Source organism: Gordonia pseudamarae (assembly GCF_025273675.1).
Classification (GTDB): Bacteria; Actinomycetota; Actinomycetes; order Mycobacteriales; family Mycobacteriaceae; genus Gordonia; species Gordonia pseudamarae.
The window spans coordinates 4,922,979-4,949,817 of record NZ_CP045809.1 but is presented as its reverse complement, the minus strand read 5'-3'; the positions used below and the strand labels follow the sequence as shown (position 1 = coordinate 4,949,817).

Below are 26,839 nucleotides of genomic sequence, written 5' to 3'. Positions count from 1 at the left end.
GCGGCATTGCATGGGTTCGGCCAGGGCCGGGCGTTAGGGTGGTGGCCATGGCGTTCGATGTCGCGTATGTGCGTGGACTGTTCCCCTCACTCGGCGACGGCTGGATCCATTTCGATCCGCAGGCGGGGATGATGATCCCCAACTCGGTGTCCACGGCCGTGTCGACAGGTTTCCGGCAGTTCGCGGCTCCCCCCGATCCGCTGTACCCGTCGGGGCGGGCGACCGCCGACGTCACCGATCGGGCCCGCCGTGCCATCGCCGACCTGGTGGGCGGGGATCCGGCCGGAGTGGTGCTCGGCAACTCACGGTTCTCGCTGCTGTCGGCGCTCGGTGAATCCTTGCTCGCCTCCCGTAAGGCGGTCGGAGACGTCGTGGTCAGCCGCACCGACGACGAGGAGAACATCGTCCCGTGGCTGCGGCTGGCCAAACGCAGTGGCTGGAATGTCCGGTGGGGTGAGATCGCCGTCGAGACCGGCGAGCTGCCCTCCTGGCAGTACGAGCGGTTGTTGTCCGGCCCGGTGTCGGTGGTGACGGTGGCGATGGCGTCGTCGGTGACCGGGGTGGTCACCGACCTGGCGCCCATCGCCGACGGTGCCGGTCACGCGCGGGCCCTGTTCGTCGTCGACGCCACCAGCGCCGCACCGTTCCGCACTCTCGACATCCGGAAACTGGGCGCCGACGTGATGGTCGTGTCGGCGCAGCGGTGGGGCGGCCCACCCGTGGCGGCGATGGTGTTCGCCGACCCCGGCCGTATCGCCTCACTCGAGTCGGTCAGTCTCGATCCGCGGGCCACCGGTCCCTCCCGGCTCGAACCGGAACGGGTCAGCGGCGCACTGCTCGCCGGCACTGTGGCATCCGTGGAATATCTGGCAAACCTCGACGAGGACGCCATCGGCAAACGTAGGCACCGGCTGACCGCCGCCATCAGCGGCCAGGGCGAATACCTCGACCGGCTGATGACCTACCTGCGCTCGACGCTGGAAAATCTCAACCAGGTGCATGTGATCGGTGAATCGGCCAACCGGGTGCCGCTGCTCAGCTTCACCGTCGCCGGCATCAGTGCCGACAAGGTGGTCCGGCGTCTGGCCGACAACGGCATCCGTGCCCTCACCGGCATCCCGAGCCGTGCCCTCGATGTGATGGGCGTCAACGACTTCGGCGGTGCGATCACCATCGGTCTCGGCCCGTACTCGACCCCCGTCGAGGTCGACCATCTCGTCCGCACCCTCGCCTCCCTCGGCTGAGCACCATATCCGCTCCGCGCGCCGCGGATAGATACCGGACGGTCCCGGGGCCACCGGTGGTGGATGTCCGGGCCTTGTGCCGGGTCGTCCGACGACCTAAAGTGAACGTCGTTCATAAATAACTGTGGCTACCCTGATTCCAGGAAGGCTCATGACGACAACCACGACCGTAGGCGTCAGTGACACCGCACCTTTCGGAGCCGACCCGGATTCGGCGGAACCCAGTGCGGCGCAGCAGAAGGCGGGTGCCCGGGCACTCAAGGATCTGATGAAGCCGGTGGCGGTACCCCTCGCCGTCGGGCGCGTTCTCGCGATAGTCTCCGGCATCCTCGCGGTGTTTCCCTATATCGCACTGGTGCAGATCGGTGGGGTCCTGCTCGACGCCTACAACTCGGGTGTCGCCGTGGACGGCGATGAGGTGAACCGCTGGATCCGGGTCCTGGTGATCACCTTTGCCCTACGCCTGTTCATCTACTTCATCGCACTGGCCATCACCCATGTCGCCGACATCAAGCTCGGCCACGTCATCCAGCTGCGGCTGGTGCGGCGATTCGCCCGCGTACCGCTCGGCTGGTTCACCTCCACCAACTCCGGCCGGGTTCGAAAGGGCCTCCAGGACGACATCGGGGCGATCCACCAACTCATCGCCCATCAGCCGGTCGACGGGACCATGGCCACGGCGATGCCGCTGGCACTGATGGTCTACGCCTTCGTCATCGACTGGCGACTGGGCCTGCTGGCGATTGCCACGCTCCCGCTCTACATCCTGGCGATGGCGACGCAGATGCGCGGGATGGGAGTCAAGACCGCGGAGATGGACCACCGGCTGTCGGCGGTCTCGGCGCGCATGGTCGAGTTCGTGACCGGCATCACGGTGGTGAAGGCATTCGGCCGGGTCGGGCATTCGCACCACAACTACCAGCGGGCCGCCGACGAGTTCTACGAGTTCTACGCGGACTGGGTGAAGCCGCTGATCCGGGTCGGTGCCCTCGGAAATTCTCTCCTCGCGGTGCCGCTCATCCTCGTGATCAACATCGGAGTCGGTTCGATCCTCGTCCACAACGACGTCGTCAGCGCCGCGGACGTCCTCGCCACCTCGCTTATCGCCCTGCTCATCCCGTTCGCGATCGAGACGCTGATGAACTCCATGTGGGCCACACAGATTGCCGGGGCCTCCGCCCTGCGACTGGTTGGGTTGGTGAACACGCCGGTCCTTCCTCGGGCCGACCAGGGCGGTGGCCGGACGCCGACGGCGGGGGACGTGACATTCGACGGCGTGAGCTACTCCTACGGAAGCGAACCCGATGCCACACTCGCCGTCGACGACGTGAGCTTCACTCTGCGGGAGGGGACCGTGACCGCCCTCATCGGACCGTCCGGCTCGGGCAAGTCCACCATCGCCACCTTGCTCGCCCGATTCGACGATCCGCGGTCGGGGACGATCAGCATCGGCGATATCCCCATCCAGGAGATGTCCGATCTGTACTCCCGGGTCGGATTCGTGCTGCAGGACCCGCAGCTCCTCGGCATCAGCATTCGCGACAATATCGCGCTCGGCCGGCCGGAGGCGACCGACGAGCAGGTGCGGCAGGCGGCGAGCGCGGCGCGCATCCTCGACGAGATCGAGTCACTCCCAGCGGGATTCGACACCGTCTACGGCGCGGACGCCGGTCTGTCCGGCGGGCAGGCTCAGCGTATCGCCATCGCCAGGGCCCTGATTGTGGATGCTCCCATCCTGATCCTCGATGAGGCCACCGCGCTGACCGATCCGGAGTCCGAGCACCAGATCCAGAAGGCGCTCTCGTCCCTCGCGCACGGGCGGACGGTCCTCGTGATCGCGCATCGGCCCGAGGTTGTCAAGGGTGTCGACCAGATCATCGTGGTCAACGCGGGCCGGGTGACCGCGATCGGAACCCACGAGGAGTTGCTCGACAACCGCGACTACGCGCGGCTGTGGCAGGCGACCGGTGCGGCGGGCCGGCTCGCGGCCGCGTCGGCGGATGACATGCCGGCCGCGTCGGCCCGTGACAACGACGGAGGTCGGCGATGACCACGCTGCCGCTGATCGACATCATCCCCCGGATGAAGCGGATGGTGTCCCGCCCCGAGAACATGCGCCCGGCCATCGTCGGCAGCATGATCGTGGGCCTCGTGGAGGGCTGTGCTCTCGCGGCATTGCTCCCCACGGTCACCGCACTGGCGGAGGACGGCCCGGTGTGGGGTCTGGGGCTGGCCGGGTGGTTGTGGATCCTCGGTATCCTCGCAGTGCTCAGCTTCGGGCTGAACTATCTGTCGGAACGGACGAACTACGCCGTCGCACTGGACTTCCTGCGAAGCCTGCACCGATTGGTCGGCGATCAGGTGGCGAAGCAGCCGCTCGGCTGGTTCGCCCGCCCCATCGCCGGTGCGCTCTCGCGGATGGTGTCTTCGGAGCTGATGTCGGCCGGCGAGATCTTCGCGCACATGTTCGGGCCGCTCGTCTCGCGCTCGACCGCGGCGTTCGTGATCATCGTCGCGGCCTGGTTCTGGGACCCGGCCCTCGGCGCGATCCTCACCGTTGCGGTCCCCGTGTTCGTGTTCATCACGCTCGCGTCGACGGCGCTGTTGCGCAGGGGGCGGGCGATCCACGAACCGCCGGAGGTGACGCTGGCCAACCGGATAGTCGAGTACGCCCAGTGTCAGGGTGCCATCCGGTCCTGCGATCGCAGCGACGACTACCGGCCGTTGAGCCAGGCACTGGACGAGGCCCGCGCGGCCAAGACGAAGGGGCTGTGGCTCGAGTCGGTGGGGATGCTGCTCAGCGGCATGGTGACCCAGGGTGTCGTCGTGGTGCTCATCACGGTGACCGGAACTCTCGCCGTCGACGGTGCGCTCGAACCGATTCCGGCGATGGCCTTCATCGGCCTGGCGCTGCGGTTCACCTCGACGCTCTCCGCGATCACCTCCAGCGCGATGGCTCTCGAGTCGCGGCGGCCGCTCCTCGACGGACTGGACGACGTGCTGACCGCGACACCGCTCCCGGAGCCGGGCGCGCCCGCCACGCTCACCGCACCCGGCGCGGTGGAGCTGGAGAACGTCACCTTCACCTACCCGGGTAAGCCCGCGCCCGCACTGCAGAACGTGTCGATGACGGTTCCGGCCGGATCCATGGTGGCCTTGGTCGGTCCGTCGGGCGGTGGCAAGACCACGGTCGCACGCGTCATCAGCCGCTTCTACGACGTCGACAGCGGCCGGGTGCTCGTCGGCGGCGTGCCGGTCACCGAGCAGACCACCGAGCAGCTGATGGGCCAGCTGTCGATGGTGTTCCAGGACGTCTACCTGTTCGACGACACCCTCGAGGCCAATGTCCGGGTGGGCCGGGCCGACGCCACCGACGAGGAGGTCCGTGAGGCGGCCGATCTCGCCGGTGTCCGCGAGATCGCCGAACGGCTGCCCGAGGGCTGGGGAACGCAGGTGGGTGAAGGCGGCAGGGGGCTCTCCGGTGGCGAGCGCCAACGCGTGGCGATTGCGCGGGCTCTGCTGAAGAAGGCGCCGATCGTTCTTCTCGACGAGGCGACCTCGGCGCTGGACATCGAGAACGAGTCGAACATCATCGCGGCGGTCGAGAGGTTGCGCGAGCAGGCGACGGTGATCATCATCGCCCACCGTCTGGCGACGATCGCCGGTGCCGACAAGATTGTCGCGATTGATGCCGACGGCCGGGTCGAGGCGCAGGGAACGCATGAGGAGCTTCTCGCCGTCGACGGAACCTACGCGCGGTTCTGGCACCGGCTCGAGAGCGCGCAGGGGTGGCAGCTGACTAATTAGACTGGCCGCATGAGTCAGGTCAATGTCGATGCCGCCGCGCGGGCGCCGGGCAAGAAGGCGGGCCGCAAGCCGGCCTTCACCGAGGACGACGTCCTCGCGGCGGTGTTCGACGAACGACTGGACCGCTTCACCATGGCCGCGATCGCGCGGCGGCTCGGCGTGGTCACCCCGGCGATCTATCGGCTGTTCCCCTCACGAGAGGAGATCGTCGTCGCGTGCCTGGACCGCATCGCCGGCGGAATCCGCCTGCCCGAGAACGAGACCGACTGGGGGGCGGTGCTGCGACTGTGGGCCGACGAGTGCTGGCGGGTGTGCGAGGACTTTCCCGGGTTGAGCCGCGTCGTGTACGACTACGCGCCGGCCTTCACCCGGATCGAAGGCATCATCGCCGAGTACGCGCGAGCGCTCGCCGTGCACGGAAAGACCGCTGGGCAGGCGATGTTCGCGCTCGACTTCATCGGGGATACGGTGTTCGCCTGCCACCTCGGTGTGGAGTCCTTGCGGGAAGTGGACGGCCGCGGCGTCAGCGGATTCGATCGCGTGAAAGACGCCGTCGCGAGCTCGTCGATCATCGAGCCCAGGGAGTCGTGGCGCGAACGCGGCGTGGTGGACGCCAAGATCGAGTTTATCCTCGTCGGCCTCGAGCATCATTGGCCGGAGATCTGAACCCCGACGGCGACAACACCGTGCCGTTCCCACGAGCACGGTGCTCGGCGGGCCGACTCCGGCGACATCCCGGTGAGTGCGCTCATCGGCCGAGCATGGCGTTGATGACAACGGTTCTCGACAGCGTGGCTTCAGTACGGTGACTACGCGCACAGTAGCACCTTCCCGATCGCTTCGCCGCTGTCGAGCCGTGCATGCGCGGCTGCGGCGTCGTCGACACCGAACACCGAGTCGATGATCGGCACCACTCGCCCGGCCTCGATGAGCGGCCACGTGACCTCCCGGGTCCGGGCCACCACCTCACCTTTTCCGCCGGGACCGTCGACGGGCCGCGACCGCAGCGTGGTACCGAACACCGACAGCCGTTTGGCCAGCAGCACACCCATGTTCAGCTCGCCTTTCACCCCGCCCTGCAGGCCGATGGTGACCAGTCGCCCACCGGTGCGCAGCGCCGCGATATTGCCGGGCAGATATTTGGCCCCCATGATGTCGAGGATGACGTCGGCACCGCCGTTGTCCTTCATGACCTGTGCGAAGTCGTCGACGGTGTAGTCGATGAGGATGTCGGCGCCGAGTTCGGCGCACCGGTCGAGTTTGGCCCTATTGCGGGCGGTGACCGCGATGCGAGCACCGAGGGCGGCGGCCAGCTGGATGGCGTGGGTGCCGATGCCGCTGGACCCGCCGTGGATCAGCAGCAGCTCACCGGCCCGCAGGTTCGCGGTCAGGATCAGATTCGACACCACGGTGCACGCCACCTCGGGCAACGCCGCGGCCGACACCAGGTCGACGCCCGCCGGAACGGGAAGCACCTGCGCGGCGGGCACCGCCACCTTCTCGGCGTACCCGCCGCCGGCCAGCAACGCACACACCTCGTCACCGACCCGCCAACCGCCGGAATCGGCGCCGACCGCGCTGATCCGCCCGGACACCTCCAGTCCCAGAATCTCCGACGCCCCCTTCGGCGGCGGATACGCCCCGCGTCGTTGCAGCAGGTCCGCCCGGTTGACTCCGGCGGCGGCCACGTCGATCACCACCTGGCCCGGGTCGGCAGCCGGATCGGGAACGTCGGACAGGGACAGGGATTCGGTATCGGTTACGGCGCGCACGCCCTCCACTGTGACAGAACCGGTATTCATTTTGTGGGCCGACACCGGTGTCGAGTAGCCTCGTGATCGAAGGAAGCGTGGCAGAGCGGCCGAATGCACTCGCCTTGAAAGCGAGCGTGCCTAAACAGCACCGGGGGTTCAAATCCCTCCGCTTCCGCAGAATGAAGGCCCCTATCGTGCTGGTAGGGGCCCTTTCTGTACCTGTCAGGCGCTCATGTGTTCGGTTTGTGGGCACGTTTTGGGCACACGTGCGGCCGACCGCGCGTGATCCAGAGCGACGCCGACGGCGTCGAGGTCATCGTCGAACAGGTCCGAGTACACGTCCGACGCCATCCTCATCCCCGCATAGCCCGCTCAACAGTGCATCGAGAAACATTTAAGCCCCTGCCACGCAACACTACCTGCCACGCAACACTATCCGGGTCTGACGTGAACCCAGGATATGTGCCGGCTGAGTACCGCATCGATCCCGCTGCCATAGGTTTCATTCTCCCTGTGAGACGAACCTCCGGAAACACCGGGACGGATCAGCCGGGTCACCCGAGTGGAGTGTAGTTACCGTGCCCTGGCGTGTGGGTTGGTTGCCTCAACCGCATCGATGAGCGGGGCGGTCGATGCGCAGAAACTGTGGCACACCCGGTCAGCGATGATCTGATCGGGGCACTCGGGATCGAACCATCGGTCCACCAGGCCCCAGTGGATGGGATGGAACATGTAGGCGCAGTGGAGGTCCGCCAGGTCGGAGAACTCCTGCTCCCACACGTGCGTGTAGCGTGATCCGCCCTCGACGTGGACGACCCGGCTCAGCTGCCAGGCGCCGATTGCCTGGATGTGCTGCGGCATTGCGAGGGTCGCGCGCTCGAAATGGTGGAGCTGTTCGGGACTGGCCGAATCCTCAACATTCAGCAGCAGTGTGCGATACACCTGCGGTGACCACGACCGTCTGCCGGCTCTGTCGCCGGTGGCGCCGATGTATTCGACTGAACGCAGCGATCTGACCGAACTGTCCGATGTCGCTTCGTCGATGGCCGACCGACTGCGAAGCCAATCGTCGTGCTCGCGGAACTGCAGGTGCACCAGGAGATCTCCTCCGTTACGGACGCCGGGGAGTGTGGGTGCCACGAGCGTGGCAATCGCCGGCGATGCGTCGGCGGCCGAACGGAGCCGCTTGACCGCCATCGCCGTGGTCAGCTCGTCGTCGGGATCGTGCAGATCGAGCACGCGGGTGACCTTATACACGCGACATCCTTTCTACCGCAGCTGGTTCGGCTTCCGTAGTCCGAGTGCGTTCGATGACCATGGGCTCCATTGACCTCCACCAGTCCGATGCGGTGGGGTCGTGCCGTGCGGCCACCGCCGCCGCCCACCACTCCTTGGGGCCCTCGACGGTCCAGGTCGCGGTGACGACGTGCTCTTCGTCGTCGTCCCAGACCGGCGGGGTCATCAGGAGGCGATCCAACACGAGGCCGCGAGCGGTTGCCCGGGGGACGTACTGGTCGAGATAGGCGTCGATGAACTCACGTGCGTGGCCAGACCTCACCAGCACTCTGTCGACGACATAGATTGTGTCCGTGGTCATGTCAGTCAACGTATCGGCCGTACTCTGAGGCCTTGTCGTTGTTTCCCAGTGGCCGGGAGACAGTGCTGGCCATTGCTCCAGGTGAGCGGAGTAGTGTGATGCCTCGTGGAATCCGATGCAGATTCATACCCGAACCTGCCAGCCACGAGCTGGGCGGTTCTCGGCATGCTCGCCTTCGGCGAGGAGTTGACCGGCAACGACCTCAAGAAGTGGGCGGACTGGAGCATCGGGTTCTTCTATTGGAGCCCGTCGATCAGCCAGGTCTATGGTGAGCTCAAGAAGCTCGAGGAACTCGATCTGGTGACGTCCCGTGTTGTCTCCGACGAGGGCGTTCGCGGCCGTAGGCTGTATGGCATCACATCTGAAGGTGTACGCGCACTGCGCAATTGGTCGCGTGACGCCGACGTCGACATGCCGGTGCTCAAACACGGTGTGATGCTTCGGATGTGGATGGGGCACCTGCAGGAACCAGAGCAGCTCAAACGCGTCGTGCGCGAGCACATCGACAACCTTCGCGACCGTGCCGAGCAGGCCGGCCTGCGTGCCGCGCACTCGGATACCGAACCGGGGTGGGCGTTCTCGCAGATGAGTCTGCGCTGGTCGGAGCGGTACTTCCGGGCAGAGATCGAGCTAGCCGAGCAACTGCTGGTCGATATCGACGAAGCGGCAACGAGATACCGTGAGCTGGCGGTTCGAGACGCCCAGGACCTGCCGCAGCCCCGGCATCCGGGTAATTGGCGTTCGGTTTCTGCAGAAGCGAACGTGGAGGCGTGAGTGCAGAGGGGTGTACGACGGCGCCGGCCTCATCCCTCGGCCAGCACGCTGGGCGCGGTGGGCATGCGGCGGAGCATGTTTCGCCGAGCGAGTGTCGGAGTGACCCGAACTCCCTCGGACATGCTGCGCCAGGCGGCCTGTGCCGTCAGCAAGACCGGTGAGGTCATCCGGCTGTCGAATGCCATGTGGCGTAGCGGTCCACAGATCGAGACCGCGGTGGTGGCCTCGCCGATCGGGCCGATCGGCGCAGCTATGCACCCGAATCCGCGCAGCGCTCCGTTGCGCTCGATCGCGTAGCCGTGGTCGCGGATGTGGTCGTAACGTGCTCCCGTGGTCCCGTTGAACGCGAGAAGTGCGGCCCCGAGCGCCGACGTGTGAGCCGGTCTGCGACCGCCGACTCGAGTCGGTACGTGGGCAGCGAATCGGCCGCCGATCTTTTCCAGATACACCACGTCGTCGCCGTCGAGGACCGCGAGGTGAACCACCATGCCGGTGGTCCGATAGAGCTGATGCAGGTGTTCCATGGCGGCGGAGTGCACCTTGTCCTGGTGGACTGCGAGCGAACCGAGTTCGACCAGCCGGATACCGAGACTGTATGAGCGGCCCTCTCGCCGCAGCCAACGAAGCGCGACCAGCCGGTCGAGCATGCGGTGAGCCGACGAGCGGGGGAGGCCGGTGCGTAGGACCACCTCGGCCAGGCTGAGACTGTCGCGGCCATCGAACGCGTCGAGCACCAGCGACAGGCGGTCCAGGGTTGCGCTGGGCGACGCGGCGGTGACATCGAGGTCCTGGGTGACGGTCATGATGACTCCTTGCTGCGAAGCTGTGCGGGCAGGGTGGGCTTGAACTGGCTATTTCGATTAGAAATAGCCTTCATGAGGAATATTGCACATTTCGGCGCATTTGTGAAGTGGGCCACGTGCACGGGGTGCCCGGGGACAGGGGCGTCCGCAGGTCGTCGAGGCGTCGCCACCGCCGGGCGACCGGGTTCGAACCCGAGGAGCGAGTCTCCCGGTGACCGGGAATCGTCGGAGCTGACCGCGACATCGTCGAGTTCATAATGGCGCGCCGGCTTCGGAACCGACGCTCGTCAACGCAACCCAAGCCCGTTCCGGCCGATCAGAGCGAGACATCGGTCGTCGCTCACCGACAAGGAGTACGAAATCATGAAGGTTGGTGGAAGGGGCGGTCATCGCCGTGCCCTCGCAGTGGCTGGCAGTCTTGTGCTGCTCGCTGGACTAGGTGCGACCGCGTGTAGCAACGACTCGGACAGCAGCAACAAGTCAATCGGTTCGACGACGGCCCTGCCGGACAAGCCCGCCACAGGCACGCCGGTGACGATCGGCTTCGTGTCCACCGAAGGCGGTGCCGCGGTCTCGATGCCGGAGATGCGGGAGGGCGCAGAGGCCGCTGTGCAGTACGTGAACAAGAACGGGGGCGGCCTCGCGGGCCATCCGATCAACCTCGTGGTGTGTAAGCAGCAGGAGGAGCCGACGTCGGCGACCAAGTGCGCCAACCAATTCGTCGAGCAGAAGGTCAGCGCGGTGCTGTCGCCGGGAACATCCATGGGCGCGGTGATCTTGCCGATCGTGTCGGGTGCGGGCATCCCGTTCGTCACCCTCAACGGGGTTTCGCAGGCTGAGCTCACCTCACCGGGCTCGTCCTCGCTGTCGGCGGGCCTGCCCGGGACGATGACGGCTATGGCGACTGCTGCCAAGGACCAGAACATGAAGTCCTTCACCATCTTTGCCAGCGATGGCGGGGGAATCTCGGCGATCGTTCGCGCCACGGGCGAACCGGTATTTTCCGGCATGGGTGTGAAGCTGAACGTGGTCCCGATCCCGCTCGGCGTGCCGGACGCGTCGCCGCTGGTCAACTCGGGCCTGTCGAGCAAGCCGGACGGCATGAGCGTGATGGCCGATGCGGCAACCTGCGCGTCGGTGTACAAGTCGGCCCTGACCATCGACCCGTCGGTCAAGAAGGTGTTCATCCCGGCATGTCTTGATCCGTCCGTCACCGACGTCATCGGACTCGACACGATCGAGGGCAGCACCGGTATCACCGCGACCGACTACCTGTCGGATCAGCCGAGTTCGGTTCTCTACCGATCGGTGCTGACCACTTATGCGCCCGACACCAATGTCACCGGCGCGGCATCGTCGGGTTATCAGGTCGTGATGGCACTGGTCGGTGCAACCAGTGGGATCACCGGCGACGTCACGCCTGCTGCGATCAAGAACTCATTGAAGACCACCACGAATGTGGAGATGCCTGCCGGCGGAGGCATCACGTTCTCCTGCAACGGAACGGCAGTCCCGCAGATGCCGGCGATCTGCTCGGATCAGATGCTCATCGGCACGCTCAATGACCAGGCGGTTCCGGTCGATCTGAAGATCGCGGGCTGAGTTACAGACGGCTGGAGGGTCGCCATGACAGATCACCTTTCCTATCTCGTGCTGGGCCTCGGTAACGGTGCGGTGTATGCCGCGCTGGGGCTCGCACTCGTGATGACATTCAAGAGTTCGGGAGTCGTCAACTTCGCAACCGGAGCGGTTGCGCTGTACGCGGCCTATACCTTCGCGCTGCTACGCAAAGGTGAACTCCTGGTGCCTATCCCGGGTCTGCCGGGAACGATCGAACTCGGCGGGTCGCTCGACGTCCTACCGGCCATGGCGGTTTCTCTGGCCGTTTCCGCGCTCCTGGGCGTGGTGTGTTATCTGCTCATCTTCCGGCCGATGCGGTCGGCGTCCGTGGTGGCCAAGGCCGTGGCATCTATCGGCCTGATGGTGCTGCTGCAGGCGCTGATCGCGCAACGGGTTGGGACGCAGGTCGTCTCGGTCGAGCCGATCTTCCCGCTCAAGACGATCTCGATGGGAGACGCGGTCGCTCCCACCGACCGCATCTGGCTGACCGTGGTGATCCTCGTACTGGCGGTTGTCACCACACTCACCTTCCGGTTCACGCGGTTCGGGGTGGCCACCGAGGCTGCGGCCGAGTCGGAGAAGGGTGCGTTCCTCACCGGCCTGTCGCCGGATCGGATCGCGGTGTGCAACTGGGGCCTGTCGTCGGCGGTCGCCGGCTTCGGTGGCATCATGATAGCGCCGCTGGTCACCCTGAATCCCATCGCATACTCGCTGTTCATCGTGCCCGCCCTCGCCGCGACGCTGGTGGGCAACTTCTCCTCGATCTGGCTCACGGTGGTGGCCGGTATCCTGATCGGCTCACTGCAGGCCGAGGTGACCAATCTGCAGGGGTCCGTCGACTGGTTCCCCAAATCTGGTATGGCCGAGTCTATTCCGCTGCTCCTGATCCTCGTCTACCTGGTCGTCCGTGGCCGTCCGCTTCCGGACCGGGGTAGCGTGATCCGCCAGACGCTGGGCCGCGCACCGCGACCCGAGCGCATCGCGGTTCCCGCGGTACTCGCCACCGGCCTCGCCGTCGTCGCACTCGTCGCGACGGCGGGCAGCTGGCGGGCAGCGGTGATCACGTCCATCATCTTCGGTGTGATCGCGCTGTCGCAGGTGGTGATCACCGGTTATGCCGGCCAGGTCTCGCTGGCACAGCTCACCCTCGCGGGTGTGTCCGCATATGCCCTGAGCGTGGTGAACGAGCACCTCGGCGTGCCGTTCCCGTTGGCGCCGATACTCGCCGCGATGTTCGCGACCGTGGTGGGTGTGGTCGTCGGCTTGCCCGCGCTACGTGTGCGCGGACTGCCCCTCACCGTCGTCACCCTCGCCCTCGCGGTGTTCGTGGAGGCGTTCTGGTTCCGCAATCCCGACCTCAACGGAGGCGTGGACGGATCGCCCATCGAGTCTCCCCGCATCTTCGGCATCGATCTCGGGATCGGTGCGGGAGAGAACTATCCGCGCGTCGCCTTCGGGATCATGTGCCTGACGGTGCTGGTCGCGGCGGGTCTCGGGCTGGCCTGGCTGCGGCGCAGCCGACCGGGAACCGACATGCTCGCCGTGCGCGCCAACGAGCGCTCCGCCGCAGCGAGCGGTATCGATGTGTCCCGCACCAAGTTGCTGGCCTTCGCTATCGGCGCCTTCATCGCCGGGCTCGGCGGTGCCCTGCTCGGATATCAGCAGATGCTCGCCACACCCGAACCGTTCGGGGTGTTCCTGGGTATCTCGCTGTTCGCGGTCATCTACCTCGCCGGCATCACCTCCATCACCGGTGGCATCCTCGCCGGGATCATGGCACCCGGTGGCCTTCTCTACCTGTTCATGGACCGCGTCGTGCACGTCGGCGACTACTACGCCGTGCTCAGTGGCCTGCTCCTGATCATCACCGTCATGTTCAATCCGGACGGTGTGGCCGGACGTCTGCCGCGCATCCCGTGGCCCGCGATCCGCCGGACACGCGGCAAGCTCTCCACCGATGTCGCCGAGCCGCCGCCGGTGACCCCTGCAACCGGTGACAAGCCGCTGTTGCAGGCCGACGGCGTGAGCGTCTCCTACGGTGCTGTCAAAGCGGCCTGCGACGTCGGGTTCGAGGTGCGGCCGGGCGAGATCGTCGGCCTCATCGGGCCCAACGGTGCAGGTAAGACGACGGTCATCGACGCGCTCACCGGTTTCGCGAGATCGACCGGCACGGTGACCCTCGACGGCCGCGACATCTCGGGGAAGACCCCTCACGCGCGCAGCCGCCTGGGTCTGCGGCGCAGCTTCCAGGACGTGGAACTCTACGACGACCTGACCGTCGCGGAGAACGTGGCGGTCGGTGCGGCACGATCGCGATCCCAGATCTCCGCGGGCGACCGGATCGCGCGCACTCTGTCGATGCTGGGTCTGGCCGAGATGGCCGAGGCCGAGGTGGCCTCGCTGTCTCAAGGCCAACGACAGCTGGTTTCCGTGGCGCGGCTGCTTGTCTCCGAGCCGTTGGTGGCACTTCTCGACGAGCCCGCCGCGGGCCTCGACAGCACCGAGAGCCGATGGCTCGGTGTGAAGTTGCGGGCGGTCCGGGACGCGGGCACGGCGATCCTGCTCGTCGACCACGACATGGAACTTGTGCTGACCGTGTGTGACCGCGTGGTCGTCCTCGACCTCGGCACGGTCATCGCCAGTGGCACACCCGAAGAGGTCCGCTCACATCCGGAGGTCCTGCGCGCCTATCTCGGCGTGCCCGCGGATGCGGTGGCGGATCCGGCAGAGGCGATCCCCGAGCTGCACGCACCCACACTCACTCCGCAGGAGGCATAGCGATGTCGGTCTTGGAATGCGTCAAACTCGACGCCGGCTACAGCAAGGGTATCCCGTGTCTGCGAGGCATCGATCTGACATTGGACCCGGGGCAGATCACTTGTCTGCTCGGACCGAACGGTGCGGGCAAGACCACACTGCTGATGGCCTTGTCCGGACTGCTTCCCCGCGCAGCGGGTGAGGTGAGGGTCGACGGCCATGCTGTGGCCAGTGGGAATCCGCGTCAGGCGGTGCGGTCCGGGATGGTGCTGGTACCCGACGATCGGGCGCTGTTCCGCCTGCTCTCGACCGAGCAGAACCTGAAACTCGCTGTCCGCGAACGTGCCGGCCGACGCGCCGCGCTCGACACCGTCCTCGATCGCTTCCCCTCGCTGCGGCGGCGATTGAAGGTCGACGCCGGGCGCCTCTCCGGTGGTGAGCAACAGATGCTCGCCATCGGCCGTGCCATTCTGCAGCACCCCAAAGTGCTGCTCATCGACGAGCTGAGCATGGGTCTGGCGCCCGTCATCGTCGACGAGATCCTCGAGGTTCTCGTCGCGCTGGCGCGGGACGAGGGCATGGCGGTGGTATTGGTGGAGCAGCATGTCCACCTCGCGCTGGCAGCTGCCGACCGCGCAAGCGTCCTGGTCCACGGCCGCGTCGTGGACCAGGACGACGCATCGGCCTTCCGGGCCGATCCACAACGTATCGAGCGCGCATATCTGGGCGGTGGACAGACGACCGAAACCACCGGCGAGGACGCTGCACGCAGGCATGACGCCGATCGCTCCGAACAGAGTGCCCACTGGGTGGGAGATGCCGATTTGCGCCTCGAATGAGCGCCTAGGGTCACGGTGACAAGGCGATGTGACCCAGTTCACGAGTCGCTCGACCGCTCAATTACGTTGTTGTTCAACATCATCACCGGAGGACCCAGTACATGTCCGAGAATGCACTCGACTATCCCGATCCCGCTGACATCGCCAAGGCCATCGAGGCCGCAGTCGCCGACGCCGACCCCCACCCCGCGCGTGAGCTGGCCAAGGGCTTCTCGTGGCCGGAATGCCCACGCTGGCACGACGACCTGTTCTGGTTCTCCGACATGTACACCTCGACCCTGAAGACCGTCGACGCCGACGGCAACGTCGCGGTCGTCGTCGACGCGACCGCCCGCGCCGAGGGCTCGGATGCCCCGATCGTCCTCGGTGGATTCGGTTGGCTGCCCGACGGCCGGCTGATCGTCAACTCCATGCACGAGAAGGTCGTGCTGGTCCACGATGGCAACGGAGTCGACGACCTCAGCGTCTACGCGGATGTCTCCGAGTTCGCACCCGGCCCGATCAACGACATGGTCGTCGACGCGCAGGGCCGCGCCTATGTCACCCAACTCGGATTCGACATGTTCAACGGCGCAGCGCCGGCCGCTTCGCCGATCATCGTGGTGGCACCCGACGGTTCGGCCTCCACCGCCGACAAGGCGGGTCCTCTGATGGGCGCGAACGGGATCGCGATCACCGCCGATGGCAGCAAGGTGATCACGGCGGAGGCCTTCGCCAACCGGATCATCACCTTGGACCGCTCCGACGACGGCACCCTGTCGAACCCGCGCGAGTTCGCGCAGTGCCCGTTCCTTCCCGACGGCATCGGTCTCGACGACGAAGGTGGAGTGTGGGCCTCGATGCCCGGCTGCGGCTATGTCGCTCGATTCACCGAGAACGGCGTCACCGACAAGATCGCGGTCCCGCTCGAGAGCGGCCTGGCGTCGGCATGCGTGCTCGGCGGCACCGACCGCAAGACCCTCTACATGACCGTGGGTGTCGAGGTCTTCGACTTCGAGAAGTCGGCGCGCGAGGCGCTCGGCGCACTGTGGGTCGCCGACGTCGCCCATAGCGGCGGCGCGACGCGTCCCTGACGCCATCTCAGTCCCCCGGCTCATCCCTCCGGAAACAGGAGAAGAACATGGCAACACTGGATTTCACTGATCGCGTCGTGATCGTCACGGGTGCGGGACGCGGCATCGGCCGCGCCCATGCTCGGCTGCTGGCCTCGCGTGGCGCGTCCGTCGTCGTCGGTGACCTCGGATCGAGCATCGACGGCGCGGGTGTCGTCGGCGACGATCCCGCCGGCGCGGTCGTCGCCGAGATCACGGCCGCGGGCGGAAAGGCGGTGGCGTGCAACGCCAACGTCGCAACCGAAGAAGGTGCCCACGCTCTCGTCGACGCCGCTCTCTCCGCATTCGGCGGCCTCAGCGCCGTTATCAACAACGCGGGCATTGTGCGCACCGCGCCGTTCGCCGAGGTTCCCGACGAGGAGTACCAGCGCCACCTCGACGTGCACTACTTCGGAGCGCTGCGCGTGTGCCGCGCGGCGTGGCCGCATCTGCTGAACGCGGATGCCCCCCGCATCGTCAACACGATTTCGGCTGCCATGCTGGGTAACCCGGGAATGGCCCACTACGGCGGCTCGAAGGGCGCACTGTTCGGTCTGACCCGAAACCTTGCCCTCGAAGGGCTCGAAGCCGGCATCAAGGTCAACGCGATCGCGCCGGGCGCGGGCACCCGGATGGCCGAAGCGGCCGCCGAGACGCTTTCCCCCGAGATCATGGAGTACATGCGGACCTCGTTGCTTCCCGAACATGTCGCTCCGGTGGCCGCCTACCTCGTCCACCCCGAATGCACGGTCACCGGTGAGGTCTTCAACGTCGCCGGTGGCATCGTGAACCGTCTCGCCCTCGTCAACACGGTGGGGATCCACGATCCCGGATTGACCATCGAGTCGATCGCGGAGAGCTTTGACCAGATCATGGCGATCACCCCCGAGGCCATTCCGCAGGTCGTCGCGCCGGCGCAAATGCCGGTTTCTTCCTGACCCGTCACACCCAGCCCACCCGGAGTCACCAGTGAGTACAACCGAAATGCCCCATCCGACCACGACGGACGCGCCCGCCGAATATCCCTTCGGTGCCGTCACGCCGACCGAGGCGGGCCAACGTTATCGGGCGATCGCCGTCGACCGCCCGATGACCAAGGTCACCATGCCTTTCGGCGGCGACGTATGGGTCATCCACCGCAACAGCGCCGCCCGCCAGATGCTCGCTGACAGCCGTTTCGTGCGCGAGCCCTTCCGGACCGGTGAGCGCGTGGTGCCCTATTTCGTGGAGTTCCCCGACTTCCTGAAGACCACCATCCAGTTCGAGGATCCGCCGCACCACACCAAGCTCCGCAAACTCGTGCAGCGCTCGATCTCGCCCAAACGTGTGAAGGCGATGCGGGATTCGGCGATCGAGTTCGCGAACCACCTCATCGACGAGATGGTGGCCAAGGGCGGTCCGGTCAACCTGGTCGAGGAGTACACGGTCGCGCTTCCCATCCAGATGCTCGCGAATCTGCTCGGCGTGCCGCCGGAGGATCGGCCGAAGTTCCAGAAGTGGAGTTCCTCGACCCTCGCGGTGGCCAACATGCCCGAGGAAGAGGTCGTGGCGAACATGACCGAGCTGGTTGTGTACATGATGGCGCTCATCGAGGAGCGTCGGCGTGAGCCGCGCGAGGACCTGCTCAGCGATCTCGCCAACGCGCGCGACAAGGACGACTCACTCACCGACGGTGAGATCCTGCCCATCGCACTGGTCCTCATCATCGGCGGATTCGACAACACCGCGAACTTCATCGGTGCCGGCGTGCTCTCCCTGTTGCGCAATCCCGACCAGCTCGAGGTGTTCCTCTCCGATCCCGACGGGGTCGCGCCGACCGCGGTCGAGGAGATCCTGCGGCACGGTCGCATGGCCATCGGCGACAAGGTCACCGGTGGGGGTGGAATGGTGCCGTTCGTGGCCACCGAGGATGTGACGATCGAAGGCCAGTTCATCGCGAAAGGTGAGGCCGCGCTGTTCGATCCGATGTGCTGCGGGCATGACGGCGTCGCGCTCGAGCACGACGATGTCTTCGACATCCGTCGCGAGAACAATCCGCACCTCACGTTGAGCTACGGAATGCACCACTGTCTGGGCGCGCCGCTCGCGCGGATGGAGATGCAGGTCGGTCTGGCCGAACTGTACAAGCGCATCCCCGAGCTCACACTGGCGGGCGAAGCAATCGTGGACAAGGACAATCTGACGCAGGCGATCACGGATCTGCCTGTCACCTGGTAGGAGAACCCAAGTGCCCAAGGTGTTCTACACCCAGCCGGACGGAGTCGAGAGAGTCATCGACGGTACGGTCGGGGATTCGGTCATGTCCACGGCGGTGCAGAACGGCGTGAACGGCATCGTCGGCCAGTGCGGCGGCGCGCTGTCCTGCGCGACCTGCCACGTGTACCTCGACCCCACAGAGATGAAACTGTTCGATGATCCCTCCGAGGACGAGGACGACATGCTCGAGTGCACCGCGTCCGATCGTGAGGACAACTCGCGGTTGTCGTGTCAGCTGGTTCTCAGCGAGGGAACCGATCTGCATGTGACCATCCCCGACGAACAGGCGTGAGGCGATGAGTTCACACGCCGACCAGGATGCCCCGGTCGCCGAGAGCATCGCGGTCGTCGGCGCGTCGCACGCAGCGGTGCACCTTGCCGATCGACTACGCGCCGAGGGCTTCTCGGGGACGATCACGTTGTACTCACAGGAGCGGCACCTGCCGTACCAGCGGCCGCCGCTGTCCAAGGCCTGGCTGAAAGGGGCCGCGACGGCGGAGTCGTTGTTGTTGCGGCGGCCGGATCAGTACGACGAGAAGGCGATCGAGCTCTGCACCGGTACCAGGGTGACCGAGGTCCGGCACACCGAGGATGGCGTTGCGCTGGCGGTCACCGACGACGCGGGCACCCGTGAACGGAGGTTCGACCGACTGGTGCTCGCGACTGGGGCTCGGGCCAGACAACTGTCTCTGCCCGGCGCCGACCACCCCGACGTGTTGGTGCTGCGCGACATGGATCACGCGCAGCGCATCGCCGAACGAGTGTCGAAGGGACCGATCGTCGTCATCGGCGGCGGCTTCATCGGACTCGAGGTGGCGGCTACCGCACGTCTGCTCGGCGCGGACGTGACGGTCGTGGAAGCGGGCTCGCAGCTCATGGGGCGCGCGGTGGGTGTGACGACCGCCGACGAACTGATGACCGCTCATCGCGCCGGCGCCATCGACATCGTGTTAGGCACCCGCCCGGAGGAGATCACGCACGACCACAACGGGATCCGGTCCGTACGGCTGGCCGACGGTCGCGAGATCGCGGCATCCACGGTTGTCGTTGGTGTCGGTGCCGAACCGCGGACCGAACTCGCCGAGCAACTCGGGCTCGCCTGTGACGGCGGAATCGTCGTCGACGATCGCTGCGTCGCGTCGGACGGGACCACCTTGGCCATCGGAGACTGCACGGTCCACGTCAGGCCGGACGGCACCCGGCTGCGGCTGGAGTCGGTGGACAATGCGATCGAGCAGGCCAACATCGCGGCCTGTGTTCTGCTGGGGCTGCCGATACAGTCCCGGCCGGCCCCGTGGTTCTGGTCGGATCAGGGCGATCAGAAACTACAGATCGTCGGCAGGATCGGTGGGCACACCTCGGTGCTGGTTCGGACCGACCAGGACAAGCCCAACCGGCGGGTGGCACTGTACTTCGCCGACGACACCCTGGTCGCTGCCGAGTGCCTCAACTCGCCCGCCGATTTCGTCGCCCTTCGCAATGCACTCGCCAAGGGCGTGTCTCTGAGCCCGGAGCTCTTCTCCGACAACGACATCCCGATGCGTCGCCTCCTCAAGGGCGCCTCGGGCGTCTGACCCGGCAGTACCGAATTAAACATCCCGCTCAGCGGGCGATGCTCTCACCGGCTCGGTCCCCCGATCGATATGGTCGAGCCATGAACGAGAATAGTTGGAGCAGAGACGAATTGGAGTCGGCGTTTCAGAACTGGCTGACGACCGTCAACCAGGCCGGGGCGGGTGAGCGCAGCTGGCGCGACTACCTCGAGCTGTACACCGACGACGTGGTGTATCACGAGCAGATGGCCGGCACCCTGAAGGGACGCGAGGGGATCTGGGCGTGGGCGGAACCGAGTCTCGCCCAGTTCCCGGGTTCGCATACCGTTGCGTTCCACGAACACTGGCATGTCATCGACGAGGTGGCCGGGAAGATCGTGGTCAAGTGCGACAACGTGATGAGTGATCCCGGCGACGGCACCACCTACAGCGCACCGCACGTCAGTATCCTCACCTATGCCGGAGACGGGCGCTTCCGCGGGCAGGAAGACGTCTACGATGTCACGACCTTCCTCGACGTCATCAAGGCGTGGGGTCGGCACGCGATGAAACTCGGTACCTTCGACGCCACGCAGCGGGGCTGGTTCGAGCAGGTCTATCCCGAGACGGTCGAATCCGCCTGACCGGCACTGAACCGCGCCGCAGCCAGCGCGCCGACCTCGGCCATCGCCGTACGTGCCCGTGCGACCGTTGATGTCTGCATGGCAAAGCCATGTCCCACACCGGGATAGCGCAGAATTGCGGTCGGTACACCGGCGTCCTGCAGACGGCGGCCGTACTCCTCGACGCCGTCGCGCAGCGGATCGGCGAATCCGGTCACGACGATCGCCGGTGGGAGCCCGGCGAGGTCGGTCGCCAGTGCCGGGCTCCCGTACTCGTCGTCGAGGGCCGGATCGTCGCCGAGGTAGAGGTTCTTCATCCAGGTGATGTCGTCGACGGTGAGGAATGCGCTGTTGCCGAATCGCCTCATCGACGGCCGGTCGACCGGGCGCTCCAGCCCAGGGTAGAACATGATCTGCTGGCAGATGTTCGGGCCGTGTTCGTCGCGTGACCGCAGGGCCGTCGCCGCGGCCAGGCCGCCGCCGGCGCTGTCCCCGCCGACACCGATCCGCGCGCGGTCGACCCCGATCTGGTCGGCGTGCCGATTCACCCAGCACAGCGCGGCGTACGCATCGTCGTGCCCGGCCGGATACCGATGCTCGGGTGCCAGCCGGTAATCGACGTTGACCACGACCGCCCCGGTGGCTGCCGCGACGTCGCGGGCGAGGCGGTCGAACGAGTCGAGAGAGCCCATGATCATGCCGCCACCGTGGAACCAGACGAGTGCGGGAGCGCCGGACCCGGGCGCGGTGGGCGGGCGATAGATGCGCAGTGGGATCGGCCCGCCGGGTCCCTCGCAATCGGCGTCATGCACGGACGCCATCGCGGGTCCGGTGGGCCGGACGATGGATTCGAGATTGTTCCGGACGCCCTGGACGCCGACCGTCCGGAACGAAGTCGCCCCCGACTGCCGCATTCTCTCGACCATGGGTGCGACGTCGGGATCCCAGACATCGAGTGGGACATCGCTTTCGACGTGCGTGATATCGGTCATGGCGTTCTCCTCGAGGTTTGCAGGACCACCGTGGCCCCGCTTTCGCCACCCTGCCGATGCTGTGCCATCAACGCGACGACTCTGTCGTTGTCGCCGTCGGTCAGGGCGTCGACCATCGCGTCGTGTTCGGCGAGCACTCGTGCCCTCGCCTCGGGGTCGTAGAGGTAGACCGCGTGATACGGCATCGCGAGCGTCCACAGCCTGCGCAGCTCGGACACGACCAGCTGCAGCGGTGACCTGTCGAACATGGCGAAGTGGAACGTCCGGTTCTCCAGACGCATCTCGAGGAGATCACCCCGCTCGGCCGCCGACCGCACTCGCGCCGCTGCATCTGACACCTCGCGCATCGCGGTGCCGGCGAGTCGAGGCAGGGACCGCAGAACCTCGGGTTCGAGCGCGGCGCGCATGAGATAGATCTGTTCGATCTCGTCCTGGTCCAGACGGGCCACCACATAGCCGACGTTCGGTGTGTGGGCCACCAGGCCTTCGGCGGTGAGCTGCCGCAATGCCTCGCGGATCGGGAGTCGGCTGACGCCGAGCTGTTCGGCCATCAACTCCTGGCGAATCGGCTGTCCGGGCAACAGTTCTCCGGTCACGATGCGTCGTTCCAGTTCGTTCGCCACACGCCCGGCGGCACGTCCGACACCTGCGCGGTCCACCCCGATGCTCATCCGAGGACGCCCTCGTTGAGCAACGCGTCGATGTGTGCGGGCGCGTATCCCATGGCCTCGAGGACCGCGACAGTGTGTTCACCACGCGCGGCTGCCGGCCTAGGGGGACGAGATCTGGAGCGGCTCAACGACAGTGGCACACCTACGCCCCGGTAGTCCTCGGTATCCAGGAAGAGCCCGCGGTGACGGACCTGAGGTTCGCGCAGCGCCTGGTCGATCGTGTTAACCGGACTCGACGCTACGCCGGCCGCATCGAGCAGGTCGGCGAGTTCGACGCGCGGGCGCGCCGACACGACCTCCGAGAGGATGCCGATCAGTTCCGCGCGGTGGGCATGCCGCTGGCCGTTGGTGGTGAATCGCGGATCGGAAGCCAACTCGGGCATACCGAGAATCTGAGTGAGAGAGGCGAATTGGCGATCGTTCGCCGCGCTGATGAAGATCTGCCCGTCGGCCGCGTCGAACACCTGGTAGGGGACCACCGTGGGATGGACGTCGCCGGTGCGCTGCGGAACCGCGCCGCTGGCGGTCCAGTTCGCCGAGTGCGGATGCAGAATCGACACCACCGCATCGAGCAGGGTGATGTCCACGAGTTGTCCGAGACCGCTGCGCTCGCGTTCGAGAAGCGCGAGCAGCGTTCCAGAGAACGCCATGTTGGCCGCGACGATGTCGACGATGGGCACCCCCACGCGGAGCGGGTTCCCGTCGGGGTATCCGTTGATGCTCATCAGGCCACCGAAGCTCTGCAGCACCGCGTCGTATCCCGGCGCACCGGCCATTGGACCGTCGACCCCGAACCCGGTGATTCGGGTATACACGAGGGTGGGATTGCGTTCGGCGAGAACCGATTCGTAGTCGAAACCCCATCTCGACAGTGTGCCAGCCTTGAAGTTCTCGATCACCACGTCGGCGGCATCGAGGAGATGTCCCAGGACATCCCGCCCGGCCTCGGTCCGCAGATCCAGGCACAGGTTGTCTTTGCTGTGATTCATGCCGGTGTAGTAGGCGCTGCTGTCCTCGCTGACGAAAGGTGGTCCCCAGCCGCGTGTCTCGTCACCCGAGGGCGCCTCCACCTTGAGTACCTCGGCACCCTGATCGGCCAGCATCTGGGCCGCGAGCGGCCCGGCCAGCACCCGGCTCAGATCCAGCACCCGCAGGCCCGCGAGGGCACCGCGGTTTTCGGGATCGGATGCGGACCGCCAGGCGGCACGCGCATCGATCGCAGAGTCCTGCGGCTGGGTGTCGCTCGGTGCGGTCGTCATGCGTGGGTTCCTTCCTGGTGCCGTGCGTCCGACCCGGATCGGGACGGCGATGTCGCGCCGACGTCCCCGGATGATCCGGAGTCGCCGACGATGATGTCCCACACGTCGACGCCATCGTCGAGAATGTGCCGGGCGAGTACCCGCGCCCAGTCCTGTTCGTTTCCGAAGCGGTCGCGCCAGGACCAGAGCGAGGTCGTCGATCGGCCCAGGCTGTGCTCTGCGGTGAATCCGATCGCCCCGTGGATCTGATGACCCGCCGAGGCGATGTCCCGGGCCGATGCCGAGGTGACGGTCTTCGCGGCCGCGACCACCCGTTCGTCACCCGAGGCGTCGAACTCCCGGGTCGCGGCATCGGCCGCCGCCGTCATCAGGGCCGTCGTCCCGGCGAGCTGAGCCAAACGTTGCTGGATCGCCTGAAACTTGGTGAGCGGACGCCCGAACTGGACGCGCTGACCCGCGTAGGCGACGGTGATGTCGCGAACCCGTTGGGCGGCCGCGGCCAGGGCCACCGCGTACGCGAGTGCCCCGCGAGTGCGGACCTCGTCGATGCTCACCGGTGCACGTCCGGTCTGGATCGCGGCGGCGTCGGCGAAGTCGACGTCGGCCAGGGCAGTCCCCACCAGGTCGGTTCCGCCGCTCACCGTCACGCCATCGGCACCGAGATCGACCAGGGCGAGGGTGGTCGCGTCCGCGGTATCGGGCACCGCCACGAGCACGAATCGCGCACCGCCCGAGACGACCTCGTGTGCGGTGCCGTGCACGGTAGTGATGCCGTCCGTCGCCTCGATGCGGAGATCGTCGCCGATCGCCACCGTCACGGTTGATGTCGGCCCGCCCGCGTCGGTGACGTCGAGCGCGATCCCCGCCCGGGCGGCCAGCCACTTGGCAAGGGCCGTGTGCTCGATCAGCGGAATCGTCGCACCCGCACCCGCGACGGCGGCCACGACAGCGAGCACATCGGCGAGTGTGCCGCCGGCGTCACCGTCCTGCTCGTCGACACCGATCTCGGTGAAACCGGCGTCCACCAGTGCTTCCCAGAGGGCGGTGTCGGTGCCCGCGGGTGTCTCCAGGCGGGTGCCGAGGCGATTGATGATGTCGGTGGTGGTCCGGCGCAGCTCGGCGCGTATGTCGGTCATCGAATTCCCAATCCGCGTGCCACGATCCCGCGCAGGATCTCGTTGGTGCCGCCGCGCAAGGTGAATGCGGGCGTGTGTAGAACCGCGCCGGCGAGCAGCGTGGCGAAAGGGTCCTGTTCGTCGCGCCGGGCCGTCACGCCGCTCGACGATCGGATCGCCTCCACGAGTTCGCCTTCGAAGGACGAGCCGGCGTCCTTGACCATTGCGGCCAGGACGTCGGGTTTGCGCCCTGCGGCGAGCTCTTGGGCAACGGACCACGACATGTGGCGTAACGCCCAGGCGTGCGCGGTGAGGTTGCCCAGCGTGACCCGCTGGGCGTCGGTGGTCTCGCCGCGACGCAACCGGTCGGCCCACGCGCGCAAGAGCGGCATCGTGGACAGGTAACGCTCGGGGCCGGACCGCTCGTAGGCGAGTTCACCCATCACCTGGGCCCATCCGGCGCCCCGGACGCCGAGCAGGGCGTCTGCGGGGAGGACAGCGTCGTGGAAGATCACCTCGTTGAAATGCGCCTCGCCGTCGATGCTGCGGATCGGACGGATCTCGACATCGGGATGCGGGAGGTCGACGATGAACTGCGACAGTCCCTGCTGGCGATCCTCGGGCCGCCCGTCTGTGCGTGCGAGGACCACCATGGCGTGCGAGTTGTGTGCCTGAGTGGTCCAGACCTTGGTTCCCGATAGACGCCAGGAGTCTCCCAGATCTTTTGCACAAGTGCGTATTCCGGCAAGATCGGAGCCGGAGTCGGGTTCGCTCATACCGATGGCGAAGAACGCTTCGCCTGCTGCGATGGCAGGTAGATAGCGCGACTTCTGCGCCTGTGTCCCGTGCGCGAGGATGCCGGGAGCCATCTGGCGGTCGGCGATCCAATGCGCCGCGACAGGAGCTCCCGCAGCCAGCATCTCCTCACTCACCACGAACCGTTCGAGTGGACTGCGCGCGTGCCCGCCGTATTCGAGTGGCATGGTCATGCCCAGCCACCCGTGCAGGGCGACCCGCTTGCTGAACTCGGGATCGCAACCCGACATCCAACTGTCGCAGGAGGGGGTGAACCGGCCCTGCGCGAGCTCATCGCGCAGGAAGGCCCGCACCTCGCCGCGCAGCTCGGTCAGAGTGCGGTCGTTCACCGCGGCCGCGGCCGACGGTGCGGAGGCAGTCATGAGCGCTGCGGTCCGCGAGAGGACCACGCCTGCTTGCCCTTACGGGACATCGACCACATCTGGACACCACGCTCGATCTCCAGGGCCGACGGCAGGCTGACCGCGGGCGGGCCGAGTTCGAGGCGGGCGCTCCGCAGGATCCGGCGGGTGAGTTCGGGATCCTCGGCCGCCGGAGCCACGAGCTGCTCGGCGTAGGAGGCGATCTCCTCCGCCGCAACCGCGGCATGGGCCAGTCCGCGCTCGACCGCCTCCGATCCGGTCATCGACGCACCGCAGGTGGCCATCGCGATCGTGGTCGACCAGCCCACCTTGCGCCCGAGCAGCGCGAGGTGGCCACCGCCCGGATGGATACGCCGTGCGAGAAAGCCGCTCTCCAGCAACGACTCCGGAGTCGTGATCAGCATATCGGTGGCGAGCGCGAGGTTGAGTCCGGCCCCGACCGCTCCGCCGACGACCACCGACACGGTCGGTACCGGCAGCTCGCCGACTCGCACGAACGACCCGTAGACCGCCGACGTGCGCCGGACGGCCTCCGGAGACGCCGGGTCGGCAGAGGAGGCCGCCAGGTCACGTGTGTCGGCGCCGCTGCAGAAGTAGGGCCCGGCCGCATCCACGATCACGGCGCCGATGCTGAGGTCGTCGGTGACGCGGTCGCAGAACTCGACGACGGCGGCCGCCATGTCGAGGTTGATCGCGTTCTTGCGGCGTGGATTGTTCAGCGTCAGGCGGGCGATGCCGTCGATGAAGGTGGTCCCGATGGTGCCGGCCTCACTGGTGCCCGATGACGATGCCGGCGGAGATGTCGGTGCGTTCATGTCGACACAGTAGCCGATTGGATACAAAATGTGTATCCAAAATCATTGACAGATTCTGCCGGGATGAAGTGGACTGGCAGAACACAGCGTCGGCCCGCGGATCTCGTGGCCG

24 protein-coding genes and 1 tRNA gene are annotated in these 26,839 nt (G+C 66.7%); 15 read left to right on the top strand and 10 right to left on the bottom strand.

Translation table 11 applies throughout. The features are described 5' to 3' along the window. Nucleotides 1-47 precede the first annotated feature (47 nt). The 4 genes from GII31_RS21655 to GII31_RS21640 all read left to right on the top strand — a co-directional run bounded on the left by GII31_RS21655 (nucleotide 48) and on the right by GII31_RS21640 (nucleotide 5,717). Complete coding sequence (locus GII31_RS21655) at nucleotides 48-1,244, top strand: aminotransferase class V-fold PLP-dependent enzyme (RefSeq protein ID WP_213245402.1); 1,197 nt, start codon at nucleotides 48-50, stop codon at nucleotides 1,242-1,244. Between the two features lie 151 nt (nucleotides 1,245-1,395). After that, nucleotides 1,396-3,294: an ABC transporter ATP-binding protein gene (locus tag GII31_RS21650; protein WP_260840183.1), complete on the top strand. Its 1,899-nt coding sequence runs from the start codon at nucleotides 1,396-1,398 to the stop codon at nucleotides 3,292-3,294. Next, complete coding sequence (locus tag GII31_RS21645) at nucleotides 3,291-5,051, top strand: ABC transporter ATP-binding protein (protein WP_246221998.1); 1,761 nt, start codon at nucleotides 3,291-3,293, stop codon at nucleotides 5,049-5,051. The genes GII31_RS21650 and GII31_RS21645 overlap by 4 nt, the downstream gene beginning before the upstream one ends. A gap of 9 nt (nucleotides 5,052-5,060) precedes the next feature. After that, nucleotides 5,061-5,717, top strand: a complete 657-nt coding sequence (locus GII31_RS21640) for a TetR/AcrR family transcriptional regulator (protein WP_213245391.1) — start codon at nucleotides 5,061-5,063, stop codon at nucleotides 5,715-5,717. A 143-nt stretch (nucleotides 5,718-5,860) separates the two neighbouring features. On the opposite strand, the gene GII31_RS21635 is transcribed toward GII31_RS21640, so the two are convergent. After that, nucleotides 5,861-6,823 (bottom strand): NAD(P)H-quinone oxidoreductase, encoded by a 963-nt coding sequence (locus GII31_RS21635; protein WP_213245389.1) that lies wholly within the window; start codon nucleotides 6,821-6,823, stop codon nucleotides 5,861-5,863. 71 nt (nucleotides 6,824-6,894) lie between these two features. Between GII31_RS21635 and GII31_RS21630 the strand changes: the two genes are divergently transcribed. Next, nucleotides 6,895-6,980, top strand: a tRNA-Ser gene (locus tag GII31_RS21630). Between the two features lie 398 nt (nucleotides 6,981-7,378). Here the strand turns inward: GII31_RS21630 and GII31_RS21625 are convergent. Then, nucleotides 7,379-8,062 carry a Dabb family protein gene (locus GII31_RS21625; RefSeq protein WP_213245387.1) on the bottom strand — a complete coding sequence of 228 codons (684 nt, stop codon included), beginning with the start codon at nucleotides 8,060-8,062 and terminating at the stop codon, nucleotides 7,379-7,381. Then, complete coding sequence (locus GII31_RS21620) at nucleotides 8,055-8,402, bottom strand: hypothetical protein (protein ID WP_213245385.1); 348 nt, start codon at nucleotides 8,400-8,402, stop codon at nucleotides 8,055-8,057. Before GII31_RS21620 ends, GII31_RS21625 begins: the two co-directional genes overlap by 8 nt. A gap of 165 nt (nucleotides 8,403-8,567) precedes the next feature. Between GII31_RS21620 and GII31_RS21615 the strand changes: the two genes are divergently transcribed. Next, nucleotides 8,568-9,176 carry a PadR family transcriptional regulator gene (locus tag GII31_RS21615; protein WP_213250859.1) on the top strand — a complete coding sequence of 203 codons (609 nt, stop codon included), beginning with the start codon at nucleotides 8,568-8,570 and terminating at the stop codon, nucleotides 9,174-9,176. A gap of 29 nt (nucleotides 9,177-9,205) precedes the next feature. On the opposite strand, the gene GII31_RS21610 is transcribed toward GII31_RS21615, so the two are convergent. Then, the gene (locus tag GII31_RS21610; RefSeq protein ID WP_213245383.1) at nucleotides 9,206-9,979 is read right to left on the bottom strand and encodes an IclR family transcriptional regulator; all 774 of its coding nucleotides are present in this window, start codon (nucleotides 9,977-9,979) and stop codon (nucleotides 9,206-9,208) included. Between the two features lie 363 nt (nucleotides 9,980-10,342). Here GII31_RS21610 and GII31_RS21605 point away from each other — a divergent pair, with 363 nt between their 5' ends. The 9 genes from GII31_RS21605 to GII31_RS21565 all read left to right on the top strand — a co-directional run bounded on the left by GII31_RS21605 (nucleotide 10,343) and on the right by GII31_RS21565 (nucleotide 20,718). After that, entirely contained in the window at nucleotides 10,343-11,581 is a 1,239-nt protein-coding gene (locus GII31_RS21605; protein WP_213245381.1) for an ABC transporter substrate-binding protein, read from the top strand. 24 nt (nucleotides 11,582-11,605) lie between these two features. Then, nucleotides 11,606-14,377, top strand: a complete 2,772-nt coding sequence (locus tag GII31_RS21600; protein ID WP_213245379.1) for a branched-chain amino acid ABC transporter permease/ATP-binding protein — start codon at nucleotides 11,606-11,608, stop codon at nucleotides 14,375-14,377. Nucleotides 14,378-14,379: 2 nt separating this feature from the next. Next, nucleotides 14,380-15,195: an ABC transporter ATP-binding protein gene (locus GII31_RS21595; protein ID WP_260840182.1), complete on the top strand. Its 816-nt coding sequence runs from the start codon at nucleotides 14,380-14,382 to the stop codon at nucleotides 15,193-15,195. 101 nt (nucleotides 15,196-15,296) lie between these two features. Further along, complete coding sequence (locus tag GII31_RS21590; protein WP_213245374.1) at nucleotides 15,297-16,268, top strand: SMP-30/gluconolactonase/LRE family protein; 972 nt, start codon at nucleotides 15,297-15,299, stop codon at nucleotides 16,266-16,268. 47 nt (nucleotides 16,269-16,315) lie between these two features. Then, nucleotides 16,316-17,224 carry an SDR family NAD(P)-dependent oxidoreductase gene (locus GII31_RS21585; protein ID WP_213245372.1) on the top strand — a complete coding sequence of 303 codons (909 nt, stop codon included), beginning with the start codon at nucleotides 16,316-16,318 and terminating at the stop codon, nucleotides 17,222-17,224. Between the two features lie 31 nt (nucleotides 17,225-17,255). Continuing rightward, nucleotides 17,256-18,503 carry a cytochrome P450 gene (locus GII31_RS21580; protein ID WP_246221997.1) on the top strand — a complete coding sequence of 416 codons (1,248 nt, stop codon included), beginning with the start codon at nucleotides 17,256-17,258 and terminating at the stop codon, nucleotides 18,501-18,503. Between the two features lie 10 nt (nucleotides 18,504-18,513). Further along, on the top strand, nucleotides 18,514-18,834 hold the full coding sequence (locus GII31_RS21575; RefSeq protein WP_213245370.1) for a 2Fe-2S iron-sulfur cluster-binding protein: 321 nt from the start codon (nucleotides 18,514-18,516) through the stop codon (nucleotides 18,832-18,834). Nucleotides 18,835-18,838: 4 nt separating this feature from the next. Further along, nucleotides 18,839-20,116: an NAD(P)/FAD-dependent oxidoreductase gene (locus GII31_RS21570; RefSeq protein WP_213245368.1), complete on the top strand. Its 1,278-nt coding sequence runs from the start codon at nucleotides 18,839-18,841 to the stop codon at nucleotides 20,114-20,116. A gap of 80 nt (nucleotides 20,117-20,196) precedes the next feature. Beyond that, nucleotides 20,197-20,718, top strand: coding sequence for a nuclear transport factor 2 family protein (locus tag GII31_RS21565; protein WP_213245366.1), 522 nt, complete (start codon nucleotides 20,197-20,199; stop codon nucleotides 20,716-20,718). On the opposite strand, the gene GII31_RS21560 is transcribed toward GII31_RS21565, so the two are convergent. From GII31_RS21560 to GII31_RS21535, 6 genes are read right to left on the bottom strand one after another with little or no spacing between them, the layout of a single operon-like run. After that, nucleotides 20,691-21,689, bottom strand: coding sequence for an alpha/beta hydrolase (locus GII31_RS21560; protein WP_213245364.1), 999 nt, complete (start codon nucleotides 21,687-21,689; stop codon nucleotides 20,691-20,693). The two genes, GII31_RS21565 and GII31_RS21560, sit on opposite strands and share 28 nt — an antisense overlap. Further along, a complete protein-coding gene (locus GII31_RS21555; RefSeq protein ID WP_213245362.1) occupies nucleotides 21,686-22,360 on the bottom strand; it encodes a GntR family transcriptional regulator in 675 nt (224 codons plus the stop codon). Before GII31_RS21555 ends, GII31_RS21560 begins: the two co-directional genes overlap by 4 nt. Next, on the bottom strand, nucleotides 22,357-23,619 hold the full coding sequence (locus GII31_RS21550) for a CaiB/BaiF CoA transferase family protein (protein WP_213245360.1): 1,263 nt from the start codon (nucleotides 23,617-23,619) through the stop codon (nucleotides 22,357-22,359). Before GII31_RS21550 ends, GII31_RS21555 begins: the two co-directional genes overlap by 4 nt. After that, nucleotides 23,616-24,755, bottom strand: coding sequence for an acyl-CoA dehydrogenase family protein (locus tag GII31_RS21545; protein ID WP_213245358.1), 1,140 nt, complete (start codon nucleotides 24,753-24,755; stop codon nucleotides 23,616-23,618). Before GII31_RS21545 ends, GII31_RS21550 begins: the two co-directional genes overlap by 4 nt. Next, nucleotides 24,752-25,912: an acyl-CoA dehydrogenase family protein gene (locus GII31_RS21540; RefSeq protein ID WP_213245356.1), complete on the bottom strand. Its 1,161-nt coding sequence runs from the start codon at nucleotides 25,910-25,912 to the stop codon at nucleotides 24,752-24,754. The genes GII31_RS21545 and GII31_RS21540 overlap by 4 nt, the downstream gene beginning before the upstream one ends. After that, nucleotides 25,909-26,727: an enoyl-CoA hydratase-related protein gene (locus tag GII31_RS21535; RefSeq protein ID WP_213245349.1), complete on the bottom strand. Its 819-nt coding sequence runs from the start codon at nucleotides 26,725-26,727 to the stop codon at nucleotides 25,909-25,911. Before GII31_RS21535 ends, GII31_RS21540 begins: the two co-directional genes overlap by 4 nt. Nucleotides 26,728-26,839: the final 112 nt, after the last annotated feature.

Coding starts and splice junctions, on each gene's coding strand:
- GII31_RS21655 (WP_213245402.1), top strand. CDS start 48: ATGGCGTTCGATGTCGCGTATGTGCGTGGACTGTTCCCCTCACTCGGC.
- GII31_RS21650 (WP_260840183.1), top strand. CDS start 1,396: ATGACGACAACCACGACCGTAGGCGTCAGTGACACCGCACCTTTCGGA.
- GII31_RS21645 (WP_246221998.1), top strand. CDS start 3,291: ATGACCACGCTGCCGCTGATCGACATCATCCCCCGGATGAAGCGGATG.
- GII31_RS21640 (WP_213245391.1), top strand. CDS start 5,061: ATGAGTCAGGTCAATGTCGATGCCGCCGCGCGGGCGCCGGGCAAGAAG.
- GII31_RS21620 (WP_213245385.1), bottom strand. CDS start 8,402: ATGACCACGGACACAATCTATGTCGTCGACAGAGTGCTGGTGAGGTCT.
- GII31_RS21615 (WP_213250859.1), top strand. CDS start 8,568: ATGCTCGCCTTCGGCGAGGAGTTGACCGGCAACGACCTCAAGAAGTGG.
- GII31_RS21610 (WP_213245383.1), bottom strand. CDS start 9,979: ATGACCGTCACCCAGGACCTCGATGTCACCGCCGCGTCGCCCAGCGCA.
- GII31_RS21605 (WP_213245381.1), top strand. CDS start 10,343: ATGAAGGTTGGTGGAAGGGGCGGTCATCGCCGTGCCCTCGCAGTGGCT.
- GII31_RS21600 (WP_213245379.1), top strand. CDS start 11,606: ATGACAGATCACCTTTCCTATCTCGTGCTGGGCCTCGGTAACGGTGCG.
- GII31_RS21595 (WP_260840182.1), top strand. CDS start 14,380: ATGTCGGTCTTGGAATGCGTCAAACTCGACGCCGGCTACAGCAAGGGT.
- GII31_RS21590 (WP_213245374.1), top strand. CDS start 15,297: ATGTCCGAGAATGCACTCGACTATCCCGATCCCGCTGACATCGCCAAG.
- GII31_RS21585 (WP_213245372.1), top strand. CDS start 16,316: ATGGCAACACTGGATTTCACTGATCGCGTCGTGATCGTCACGGGTGCG.
- GII31_RS21570 (WP_213245368.1), top strand. CDS start 18,839: ATGAGTTCACACGCCGACCAGGATGCCCCGGTCGCCGAGAGCATCGCG.
- GII31_RS21565 (WP_213245366.1), top strand. CDS start 20,197: ATGAACGAGAATAGTTGGAGCAGAGACGAATTGGAGTCGGCGTTTCAG.
- GII31_RS21560 (WP_213245364.1), bottom strand. CDS start 21,689: ATGACCGATATCACGCACGTCGAAAGCGATGTCCCACTCGATGTCTGG.
- GII31_RS21555 (WP_213245362.1), bottom strand. CDS start 22,360: ATGAGCATCGGGGTGGACCGCGCAGGTGTCGGACGTGCCGCCGGGCGT.
- GII31_RS21550 (WP_213245360.1), bottom strand. CDS start 23,619: ATGACGACCGCACCGAGCGACACCCAGCCGCAGGACTCTGCGATCGAT.
- GII31_RS21545 (WP_213245358.1), bottom strand. CDS start 24,755: ATGACCGACATACGCGCCGAGCTGCGCCGGACCACCACCGACATCATC.
- GII31_RS21540 (WP_213245356.1), bottom strand. CDS start 25,912: ATGACTGCCTCCGCACCGTCGGCCGCGGCCGCGGTGAACGACCGCACT.
- GII31_RS21535 (WP_213245349.1), bottom strand. CDS start 26,727: ATGAACGCACCGACATCTCCGCCGGCATCGTCATCGGGCACCAGTGAG.